This window comes from Mycobacterium sp. (assembly GCF_049280035.1).
Taxonomy (GTDB): Bacteria; Actinomycetota; Actinomycetes; order Mycobacteriales; family Mycobacteriaceae; genus Mycobacterium.
The window spans coordinates 1-10,768 of record NZ_JBAPPI010000512.1 but is presented as its reverse complement, the minus strand read 5'-3'; the positions used below and the strand labels follow the sequence as shown (position 1 = coordinate 10,768).

The window sequence follows — 10,768 nt, the reverse complement described above, 5'->3', positions numbered from 1 at the left end:
CCGACAAGGCCGTCCACCTGCTCGACGACGGCATGCACGGCTCGGATGTGGTCCAGACCGGGTGGGCGCTGGCGCGTGCGCTGGGCACCATCGAGGGCACCGAGCTGGTGATCGCAGGTAACGAGGCAACCGACGGCGTCGGCGGCGCGGTGCCGGCCATCATCGCCGAGTACCTGGGCCTGCCGCAGCTGACCCATTTGCGCAAGCTGTCAGTCGACGGCGGCAAGATCACTGGCGAACGGGAAACCGACGACGGCGTGTTCACCCTCGAGGCATCGTTGCCCGCGGTGGTCAGCGTCACCGAGAAGATCAACGAGCCGCGGTTCCCGTCCTTCAAGGGCATCATGGCCGCCAAGAAGAAGGAAGTCACCAAGCTGACGCTGGCCGAGATCGGTGTCGAGGCCGACGAAGTCGGGCTGGGCAACGCCGGGTCGACGGTGCTGACGTCGACGCCCAAGCCGCCCAAGACCGCGGGTGAGAAGGTCACCGACGAGGGCGACGGCGGCAACCAAGTCGCTCAGTACCTGGTCAGCCAGAAGATAATCTAAGACTCGAACCCCGAACCGAAAGACACGGAATAACCCATGGCTGAAGTACTGGTGCTCGCCGAGCACGCTGATGGCGCTTTGAAGAAAGTCACCTCCGAATTGATCACTGCGGCACGCGTTTTGGGCGAGCCCGCTGCCGTCGTGGTGGGCAAGCCCGGCACCGCCTCGCCGCTCGTCGACGGGTTGAAGGCGGCTGGCGCCGCCAAGATCTACGTGGCCGAATCCGACGCCGCGGAGAACTACCTCATTACTCCGGTGGTCGACGTGCTGGCCGGTCTGGCCGAATCGGCAAGCCCGGCAGCCGTTTTGCTGGCGGCCAGTGCCGATGGCAAGGAGATCGCCGGCCGGCTGGCCGCCCGGATCGGTTCCGGTCTGCTGGTCGACGTGGTTGATGTGCAGGCCGGGCCTAAGGCAGTGCACTCGATCTTCGGTGGCGCGTTCACCGTCGAGGCGCAGGCAAACGGCGACACTCCGGTGATCACGGTGCGGGCCGGCGCGATCGACGCCGAACCGGCCGACGGCGCGGGCGAGCAGGTCACCGTGGAGGTTCCGGAGCCTGCCGAGAACGCGGCCAAGGTCACCTCGCGCGAGCCTGCGGTCGCCGGCGACCGGCCGGAGCTCACTGAGGCCACGATCGTGGTGTCCGGTGGCCGTGGTGTGGGCAGTGCCGAAAACTTCAGCGTGGTCGAGGAATTGGCCGACTCGCTGGGCGCCGCAGTCGGCGCGTCCCGCGCCGCGGTGGACTCCGGCTACTACCCCGGTCAGTTCCAGGTCGGCCAGACCGGCAAGACGGTCTCGCCGCAGCTCTACATCGCGCTCGGCATCTCCGTGGCGATCCAGCACCGCGCCGGTATGCAGACGTCGAAGACGATCATCGCGGTCAACAAGGACGAAGAGGCGCCGATCTTCGAGATCGCCGACTACGGCGTGGTCGGCGACCTGTTCAAGGTCGCACCGCAGCTCACCGAGGCGGTCAAGGCCCGCAAGGGTTAATCCGCGAGCAGTCGTAAAGCCCCCGACGCCACGGCGGGTCGGGGACTTTTACGTCTGCTCGGCAAGCGCGGCGGGCATTTTCGCAAGCCCGTCAAGCTCGCCCGTCGCCCGCCATGTCTCGAGGATGTCGGCGTATTCGGTTGGGCTGCCGAAGAAGAAGCTGTCCTGGTTCAATCGCACATCCGCGTGGCCCTCGCGGTTGTAGTAGCCGGGAGTGCATGACTCGCGCCGGCCAGCGATGACACTGGAGCGTGCCACGACGGTGTCGACCCAGGCAGCTTCGGAGTCGAGGGTGGCTTCCACCTCCGCGGCACCGTTCTGCAACGCCCAGGCGATCACCCAGGCGATGTGGCGGGACTGGGTGTCGATGAGGTAAGGGAAGTTCACGGTGAAGCCGGACTGCGCGATGCTTTCGATGAAGCAGTTTGGAAAGCCGTTGACGTGCAGGCCGTGCAACGTGCGCACACCGTCGGCCCACTTCTTGGTGAGAGTCAAGCCGTCGCGGCCGATGACTTCGAAGCCGGTGCGTTGCGAGTAACTCGTGCCGACCTCGAAGCCGGTGGCGAATATCAAACAATCGAGCGGATATTCGACCCCGTCGACGACCACGCCGTCGCGGGTGATCTGCTCGACTCCGCGGCCGTGCGTGTCGACAAGGCTGACATTGTCACGGTTGAACGCCTGCAAGTACTCGTCGTGGAAGCAGGGCCGCTTGCAGTAGTACCCGTACCACGGCTTGAGCGCCTCCGCGGTGACGGCATCGGTGACGATCGCTTGGACGCGAGACCGGATCTCTTCCATCTTGGCGAAGTCGGCCAGTTCGGCGGCGTTCGGTCCGGCGTCGTTCACGATCGGCATTTTTTTGGTGAGGCTGGTCCACGCGTCGTCGACCAGGTCCTCGTCGGCGGCACCGCCCGCGGTGAGGATTTGGAAGTTCTCCATGCGTCGCTGCTGCCAACCGGGTTCCAGCGCTGCGGCCCACTCTGGTTCGGTCGGCCGATTGGCCCGCACGTCGACCGTTGACGGGGTGCGCTGAAAGACGAACAGCCGATGCACAGATTCGGCTAGCCGCGGTACGCACTGGATCGCCGTCGCACCGGTTCCGATGATGCCGACGCGCTTGTCGGACAATCCGGCAAGGTCGGTGCCGGTGTACTCGTAATCCCAGCGGCTGGTATGAAACGCGTGACCGCTGAACATTGTAATACCGCTTATCCCTGGCAGTTTCGGCCTCTGGAGATAGCCGTTCGCCATCGCTACAAATCGGGCGCGAATCTCGTCGCCGCGGTCGGTGGAAATGACCCAGCGGGAAGCACCCGGATCCCAACGGATTTCATTTACTTCAGTCTGCAGACACGCGTCACGGTACAAGTCGTAGTGCTCGGCGATGCGGCGGCAGTGAGCGAAGATTTCGGCGCCCTTCGCATACTTCTCGGTCGGGACGTAGCAGAGCTCCTCCAGCAACGGCATATAGACGTAGGACTCCACGTCGCAGGCGATTCCGGGGTAGCGATTCCAGTACCAGGTGCCGCCGACATCGGCGGCCTTATCGATTAACCGGACATTGTGGACACCGAGCTGCTTGCACCGGGCCCCGATGAGCAGCCCCCCGAAGCCGGCGCCGACGACCGCGACGTCGACGGCATCGGTTAACGGGTCGCGGGTGAAGTCGGGATCGGCCCACGGGTCATCGCCAAAACGGCTGAATGCACCCGCGATCTGCACGTACTGCGAGATCCCGTCGGCGCGCAGCCGCCGCTGGCGTTCCCGCGCGTATTTGGCGCGCAGCGCATCTGGATCGAATGTCGCGCCGCCGACCTCAGCCACGGTCGCAGTTTGGAGCAATTTTGTGATCCAGGCAACTTCGTTGCTGCCGACCAGCGCCGTTGTCCGGCATTCGCTGCGACATCGTCATCTGCCGTGCACGGACACGTCACGGCGCCGATGCCAATTAGCTGATCAACGACGCTAACTGTGATGGCATGAGCATTGACTCTGTCCTCATACCCGCCGACAAACCCACCTCGGGCACAGCGTCATCCAACGAGCCGCGGTATTCGCTGCTGCTGTCCACCGATCCCACGCTGATCGAGTCGGCGCAGCGGCTGCGCTACGACGTATTCAGCAACGAGCCAGGCTTCAGCCTCACCGGGCAGGACGCCGCCGGCCTCGACGTTGACCGTTTCGACGAGCACTGCGATCACCTGCTGGTCCGCGAGGACAACTCGGGCGAGCTGGTGGGTTGCTACCGAATGCTGTCGCCGACCGGTGCCGTCGCCGCCGGGGGGCTTTATACCGCAACCGAATTCGACATCCGGACGCTGGATTCGCTGCGGCCCTCGCTGGTGGAGATGGGACGTGCGGTGGTTCGCCAAGATCACCGCAACGGCGCCGTCGTGCTGCTGATGTGGACCGGCATCCTGGCTTACCTCGACCGGTGCGGCTACGACTATGTCACCGGCTGCGTGTCGGTCCCCATCAGAGGGGAAGCCGGCGACGGCGAACCACCGGGCACCCAGATTCGCGGTGTGCGTGACTTCGTGCTGCGCCGCCACGCCGCCCCGCCGCAATACCGGGTGCATCCGCACCGCCCGGTGGTCATCGACGGACGCCCGCTCGATGAGATTCCTGCCCCCGCGCGGCCGGTGATCCCGCCGTTGATGCGCGGCTACCTGCGGCTGGGTGCGCGAATATGCGGTGAGCCGGCCCACGACGCCGACTTCGGCGTGGGTGATTTCCCCGCGCTGCTGGACAAACGCCATGCCGACACCCGTTATCTGCGCCGACTCCGGTCGGTATCGGCGGCCGCCGAAGCGGCGGGCAGGGTGGCCTGATGAGCAGCCTCGAGACATGCGATCACGCCTGGCTACCGCGGGCATCCTGCGACACAAGTTGTCTGCGGGCCGGCGGCTCGGAAGCGTCCCGTCGATTGATCGTGGTGCTGCGGGTGACGCTGCGGGTCAGCCTGGGCCTGCTGTTGGCCCCGGCGCTGCTACTGGTCGCAGCTCCGCTGCCGGGCCGGTCGCAGGCCAAGCGCCTTTATTGCCGACTGCTGTTGTGGTGTCTCGGGGTACGAATCACGGTGTCGGGCGGGCCGATTCGAAATCTGCCCGGTGTGTTGGTGGTTAGCGACCACATGTCGTGGCTGGACATTGTGACGATCGCCGCGGTACTTCCCACAACCCGGTGGCGGACGGTGCCCGCATCGTTTGTCGGCCGCGCCGATGTGGCCGCCAATCTCGTCGTGCGGATGATGGCCTGCATCATCAAGGTCATCCCGATCGAGCGGGCCAGCCTGCGTCAGCTGCCCAGCGTCGTCGACACCGTGGCCGCTCGGTTGCGCGCGGGTCAGACGGTGGTGGCGTTCCCGGAGGGCACCACCTGGTGCGGTCTAGCGTCGGGGCCGTTCTATCCGGCGATGTTCCAGGCCGCCGTCGACACCGGCCGACCGGTCCAGCCGCTGCGGCTGCGCTACCACCACCGCGACGGCAGCGTCTCGACCGTCCCGGCCTATATCGGTGACGACACGTTGCTGCGTTCGATCGGTCGCTTGCTGGTCGCCCGCCGCACTGTGGCACGGGTCTACGTCGAATCGTTGCAGCTGCCGGGCGCCGATCGGCGCGAGCTGGCCCGTCGCTGCCAGGCCGCGATACGCACGACGACGGCCTCGCATTCAGGTCATCAGCGGCGCCGTCGCGTGCTCGCCTCCTGACCTTTAGCGGGGTCTGATTGCCCTGCTTCTCCTCAGGCCGGTTCCGGCCTGCATCGTCGCAGGGCGCCGCCGGTATCCTTGGCGGGTCATGGTCTACCTCGATCACGCCGCTACCTCCCCGATGTACCCCGCTGCCATCGAGGCGATGACGGGCGCGCTGAACACCGTGGGCAATGCCTCATCGCTGCACACCACTGGTCGGGCCGCTCGGCGCCGAATGGAGGAGTCCCGCGAGTTGATCGCGGCCAAGTTGGGTGCGCGTCCGTCCGAGGTGATCTTCACCGCCGGCGGCACCGAAAGCGACAATCTTGCCGTCAAGGGGATCTACTGGGCGCGCCGCGAAGCCGAGCCGCGGCATCGGCGCGTTGTCACCACCGAGGTGGAACACCACGCGGTGCTGGACTCGGTGAACTGGCTGGTTGACCATGAAGGCGCCGAGGTGACTTGGTTGCCTACCGCCGCCGACGGATCGGTGTCCGCCGCCGCGCTGCGTGACGCGCTACAGCGGCACGACGACGTCGCGCTGGTCTCGGTGATGTGGGCCAACAACGAGGTCGGCACGATCATGCCGATCGACGAACTCGCCGCCATCGCTGCCGAATTCGACGTCCCCATGCACAGCGACGCGGTCCAGGCGGTGGGGCAGCTGCCGGTCGTCTTCGGCGCCGGCCAGCTGTCCGCGATGAGTGTGGCCGCTCACAAGTTCGGCGGCCCGCCCGGTGTGGGGGCGCTGCTGCTGCGCCGCGACGTCGGCTGCGTGCCGCTGTCGCACGGCGGTGGCCAGGAACGCGACATTCGTTCTGGCACTCCCGATGTTGCCGGTGCCGTGGGCATGGCGACTGCAATGCAGCTTGCCGTGGACGGGCTGGAGACCAACAGCGCGCGGCTGCGGCTACTGCGCGACCGTCTCATCGACGGTGTGCTGGCAGGCATCGAGGACACTCGCCTCAATGGTGCTGCCGGCTCGCGACGGCTCCCGGGCAACGCGCACTTCACCTTCGACGGCTGCGAAGGCGATGCGCTACTGATGTTGTTGGACGCCAACGGAATCGAATGCTCAACCGGGTCGGCGTGTACCGCCGGGGTGTCACAGCCCTCACACGTGTTGCTCGCAATGGGCGCTGAGCCCGTCAGTGCCCGCGGATCGCTGCGATTGTCGTTGGGGCACACCAGTGTCGAAGCCGATGTCGATGCCGCACTGCAGGTGCTGCCCGGTGCGGTGGCCCGCGCCCGGCAAGCCGCGCTGGCCGCCGCCGGGGCGTCACGATGAAGGTTCTCGCCGCGATGAGCGGCGGCGTCGATTCGTCGGTCGCCGCTGCGCGCATGGTCGATGCCGGGCACGACGTGGTCGGCGTGCATCTGGCGCTGTCACAGGCCCCGGGCACATTGCGCACCGGCTCGCGGGGCTGTTGCTCCAAAGAAGACGCCGGCGACGCTCGACGGGTTGCTGATGTCCTCGGAATTCCGTTCTATGTATGGGATTTCGCCGACAAGTTCAAAGAAGACGTGATCGACGATTTCGTGTCGTCCTACGCTCGCGGCGAGACCCCAAACCCGTGTGTGCGATGCAACGAGCGGATCAAGTTCTCGGCGCTCGCGACACGTGCATTGGCATTGGGTTTCGACGCGGTGGCCACCGGGCACTACGCGCGGCTGTCGGGCGGGCGGCTGCGCCGGGCTGTCGACCGGGACAAGGACCAGTCGTATGTGCTGGCGGTGCTGACCTCCGATCAACTGCGTCATGCCGCGTTCCCAATCGGGGACACCCCGAAGTCGCAGATTCGCGCCGAGGCGGCCCGCCGCGGCCTGGCGGTCGCGAACAAGCCGGACAGCCATGACATCTGCTTCATCCCGTCCGGCGATACCCGCGCTTTCCTGGGGGCCCGGCTCGGGGTGCGCAGCGGCTCGGTCGTCGACCGGCGGGGGACCGTGCTGGCCAGCCATGCCGGGGTGCACGGTTTCACCATCGGCCAGCGCAAGGGACTGGGTATTGCCGGCCCGGGCCCGGACGGCCAGCCGCGCTACGTCACCGCGATCGACGCTGATAGCGGCACCGTTCAGGTGGGCTCGGCAGCCGACCTGGATGTTCGGCAGCTGACCGGGCAGCGGCCGGTTTTCACCGCCGGGACCCCACCGACCGGACCCGTCGAGTGCGCGGTCCAGGTGCGTGCGCACGGCGAGGCCGTCGACGCGGTCGCCGAGTTGGCGGGCGATGAGCTTGTGGTGCGTTTGCGCACCCCGCTGCGCGGTGTGGCGCCGGGACAGACGCTGGTGCTGTACCGCCCTGATCCCGACGGCGACGAGGTAATCGGCAGCGCGACCATCAGCGCCGCGTCCTAACCCGATCGCCCGGCGATAACTATGGCTGGTGAAGGGGCGGCGCCGGTGGTGCAATCCCACGCAGAACGGTCGCGCGTGACCGTGGGGGTTCTGCGTCGGCTCGCCTTGGTCGCGCTCATCGGCAATGCCGGCGGTGCCGCGGTCGTGACGGGGTTTGTACTTTATCTGGCGCCGACCGTGCTGGCGGCCGACCAATACGCGGAGTTGCAGCGGCGCAGCCTTCCGGTGCTGGTCGTTTTCACGGTGACTGCGCTGGGATTCGGCGCATGGTGGGTGCTGTGGCGACCATTTGCCCCGATCGCACGCTGGCTCGCCGAAGACCGGGCACCGACGGAGTCTGAACGTGAGCGGGTGCTGCGACACCCCCGCACCTGGGCGATCAGGACATTCGCCATCTGGATGTTCGCTGCGGTCGTCGCAACCTCAGCGGGCGCGAGTGTCTCGACGAAGGCGATCCCGGCGGGCATTCTTCCCACCGTGCTGGGCGCGGGCATGACGTGTGCGGTGCAGTACTTGATGGTGGAGCGCGCAATGCGTCCGATCACCGCGTTGGTGCTCACTGACAGCGAACCCCTGCAATCGGGTGGTCCCGGGGTGGCTGTGCGGTTGAGCGCCTTTTGGGCGCTTGGTACCGGAGTGCCGCTGCTGGGCATTGCAATCTTCGCCGGGCTCGATCTCGCTGGTGTCGGCTTCGATCGGGCGCGCGTGGTCGCGGCGGCGCTCTTCCTTGCGGTCCTGGGTCTGATCGTGGGATTCGCGGCCACCCGTTTCGCCGCCAGATCGGTCGCCGAACCACTCGCGTCGTTGCGGATGGCCCAGGCAGACATCCGAGCGGGCGACTTCGACGCGCGGGTGGCGGTCGAGGATGGCAGCGAGGTCGGCTTGCTGCAGGCCGGGTTCAACCACATGGCGAGCGGACTTGCCGAACGAGAACGGTTGCGCCACGCCTTTGGCGCCTATGTCGATCCCGAACTCACCGAACGGGTCCTGCGCGAGGGCACCGATCTCGCGGGCGAGGACGTCGAAGTTTCAGTGCTGTTCACCGACGTGCGGGATTTCACGGCGTACGCGGAGGCCGCTGAAGCGCGCGATGCCGTGGCGCGCCTGAACGCGCTTTACAGCGAGATCGTCCCGATTGTGCGGCGCCATGGCGGGCACGCGAACAAGTTCATCGGTGACGGTCTGCTGGCAGTGTTCGGTGCTCCGGACCGCCGACCCGACCATGCACGTCGTGCGGTCGCTGCGGGACGCGACATCGTCGAAACCATCCGAAGCCATGGCGGTGAGTTTCGCATCGGCGTCGGGATCAACTCGGGAAACGTCATCGCGGGAACGATCGGCGGGGGCGGCCGGGTCGACTTCACCGTTATCGGTGACACCGTCAACACCGCGGCTCGCGTCGAGTCGGCAACCCGAGATACCGGGGACGACCTGCTGATTACTCACGCGACACGGAGTCTGATCGACGACGACGATGCCTGGATCGAGCGTCCTGCGTTCCAGTTGAAAGGAAAATCGCAACCCGTCCGTGTCTATGCCTTGCGTACCGGGCAGTCTGACCTCGAACAGATCTAGCCGGGCACGTTCGCGGCGATGTTGGTGATCACGATCGTCGACACCGACTCCGGGAACCCGCAAAATGTGACCTCCATCAACACCACCGACTTGACTTCATAATCGCGTCCGCAGTCGCCGGGGCGAGTCTGCAGCGACCGCTCGTCGGAGATCCACGGGCCGACGAACCCCGCGCCTTCCGAGGTGTTCGCGCAATCCCGGACGGTGGCCACCAGCGCGTCGAACGCATGATGCGCGGTGTTGGCATCGCGATAGCCGGCCGCGCCCTCAGAGATCAGGCCGCCGCGCGGCGGGTACTGGAACGTGGTCTTGTGGAACTCTTCGATGTCGGGTCCGAAGGTGGCGGTGTCCTCGTAGACAAACCGGCACTGCGGCGGCGCCGTCTTGGCGAGCGTGTCGACGTCGACCGGGGAGTTGGCGTCCATCGACGGGATGATCGTGAGGTGCTCATCAGCGCCGGTGATCGCGCGCATGCGGTTCTGATCGAGCAGAACGCGGTCGACGTCGACCCCGGAAAGATTGGATCCGGCCCCGAAAGCCGGTAGCGCGGTGCCGTCCGTCACGCGGGTGCAGGCCGCGGCCAGCAGGGCCGCACAGCACAGCACCAGCGATCGTGACGTCACTTTTCCATCTTTCGTTGATCAGAGCGTAATCGCGCCGGCGGGCCCTGGCATGGGGCGCCGGGAACTCGATCGAATACGGTTGGCCGGTGAGCGTTTTCGCAACCGCCAGCGGCACCGGATCATGGCCGGGCACCGCTGCGCGGCAAGCGGCCGAGGTCGTCATCGGTGAGTTGGGCGCCGCGATGGCCCACATCGTCGAGCTGCCTGCCAGGGGAGTGGGCGCCGACATCGTGGGGCGCGCCGGTGCGCTGCTGATCGACATGGCCCTTGATACGGTGCCGCGGGGCTACCGGGTGGCGGCCCGGCCCGGCGCGGTGACGCGGCGGGCGATCAGCCTGCTCGACGAAGATATCGACGCGCTGGAAGAGGCCTGGGAGATAGCGGGGTTGCGGGGGAGCGGGCGACCGGTCAAGGTGCAGGCACCCGGGCCGGTCACACTGGCCGCCGAGCTGGAACTGGCCAACGGGCATAGGGCGATCACCGATCGTGGCGCCGTGCACGACATCGCCGCCTCACTGGCCGAAGGGGTCGCCGAGCATCGGGCCGCGGTGTCCCGTCGACTCGACACACCCGTGGTGGTGCAATTCGACGAGCCGTTGCTGACGGCGGCGGTGGCCGGACGGCTGACCGGGGTGACCGCGTTGAGCCCGGTGGGCCCAATCGACGAGACGTTGGCCACCACATTGCTGGACACCTGTGTGGCCGCCGCGGGCGCCGAGACCTCAGTGCACAGCTGCGCCGCGGCGTTACCGTGGAAAGCGTTGCAGCGCAGCAATATTACGGCAATTTCCATCGATGTGGCGACGCTTGAAGCCGCCGATCTGGATGCCATCGCGGAATTCGTCGAGTCGGGCCGCGCCGTCATGCTCGGCGTCGTGTCGTCCAGCGCGCCGACCCCGCGTCCGTCGGCGGAGGAGGTCGCCGCCGCCGTCGTGGCGGTCACCGACCGGCTCGGCTTCGGCCGCTCGGCGCTGCGC

General features: G+C 67.0%; 10 protein-coding genes. 8 read left to right on the top strand and 2 right to left on the bottom strand.

What is annotated here, in order from left to right:
- Positions 1-548: electron transfer flavoprotein subunit beta/FixA family protein (locus WAN71_RS16620; RefSeq protein ID WP_422226387.1), on the top strand; the 548-nt coding region annotated here is incomplete at its 5' end.
- Between the two features lie 36 nt (positions 549-584).
- Positions 585-1,541: an electron transfer flavoprotein subunit alpha/FixB family protein gene (locus WAN71_RS16615; protein ID WP_422226386.1), complete on the top strand. Its 957-nt coding sequence runs from the start codon at positions 585-587 to the stop codon at positions 1,539-1,541.
- Positions 1,542-1,589: 48 nt separating this feature from the next.
- On the opposite strand, the gene WAN71_RS16610 is transcribed toward WAN71_RS16615, so the two are convergent.
- Positions 1,590-3,368 carry a flavin-containing monooxygenase gene (locus WAN71_RS16610; protein WP_422226385.1) on the bottom strand — a complete coding sequence of 593 codons (1,779 nt, stop codon included), beginning with the start codon at positions 3,366-3,368 and terminating at the stop codon, positions 1,590-1,592.
- A 155-nt stretch (positions 3,369-3,523) separates the two neighbouring features.
- On the opposite strand from WAN71_RS16610, the gene WAN71_RS16605 reads away from it, so the two are divergent.
- The 5 genes from WAN71_RS16605 to WAN71_RS16585 all read left to right on the top strand — a co-directional run bounded on the left by WAN71_RS16605 (position 3,524) and on the right by WAN71_RS16585 (position 9,168).
- The gene (locus WAN71_RS16605; protein ID WP_422226384.1) at positions 3,524-4,375 is read left to right on the top strand and encodes a GNAT family N-acetyltransferase; all 852 of its coding nucleotides are present in this window, start codon (positions 3,524-3,526) and stop codon (positions 4,373-4,375) included.
- Positions 4,375-5,253, top strand: coding sequence for a lysophospholipid acyltransferase family protein (locus tag WAN71_RS16600; protein WP_422226383.1), 879 nt, complete (start codon positions 4,375-4,377; stop codon positions 5,251-5,253). Before WAN71_RS16605 ends, WAN71_RS16600 begins: the two co-directional genes overlap by 1 nt.
- Positions 5,254-5,341: 88 nt before the next feature.
- Positions 5,342-6,523, top strand: a complete 1,182-nt coding sequence (locus WAN71_RS16595; RefSeq protein ID WP_422226382.1) for a cysteine desulfurase family protein — start codon at positions 5,342-5,344, stop codon at positions 6,521-6,523.
- Positions 6,520-7,593 (top strand): tRNA 2-thiouridine(34) synthase MnmA, encoded by a 1,074-nt coding sequence (mnmA, locus tag WAN71_RS16590; RefSeq protein ID WP_422226381.1) that lies wholly within the window; start codon positions 6,520-6,522, stop codon positions 7,591-7,593. Before WAN71_RS16595 ends, mnmA begins: the two co-directional genes overlap by 4 nt.
- 75 nt (positions 7,594-7,668) lie before the next feature.
- A complete protein-coding gene (locus WAN71_RS16585) occupies positions 7,669-9,168 on the top strand; it encodes an adenylate/guanylate cyclase domain-containing protein (RefSeq protein WP_422226380.1) in 1,500 nt (499 codons plus the stop codon).
- On the opposite strand, the gene WAN71_RS16580 is transcribed toward WAN71_RS16585, so the two are convergent.
- On the bottom strand, positions 9,165-9,791 hold the full coding sequence (locus tag WAN71_RS16580; protein WP_422226379.1) for a sensor domain-containing protein: 627 nt from the start codon (positions 9,789-9,791) through the stop codon (positions 9,165-9,167). The two genes, WAN71_RS16585 and WAN71_RS16580, sit on opposite strands and share 4 nt — an antisense overlap.
- Before the next feature lie 86 nt (positions 9,792-9,877).
- On the opposite strand from WAN71_RS16580, the gene WAN71_RS16575 reads away from it, so the two are divergent.
- On the top strand, positions 9,878-10,768 hold an 891-nt coding region (locus WAN71_RS16575; protein ID WP_422226378.1), incomplete at its 3' end, for a methionine synthase.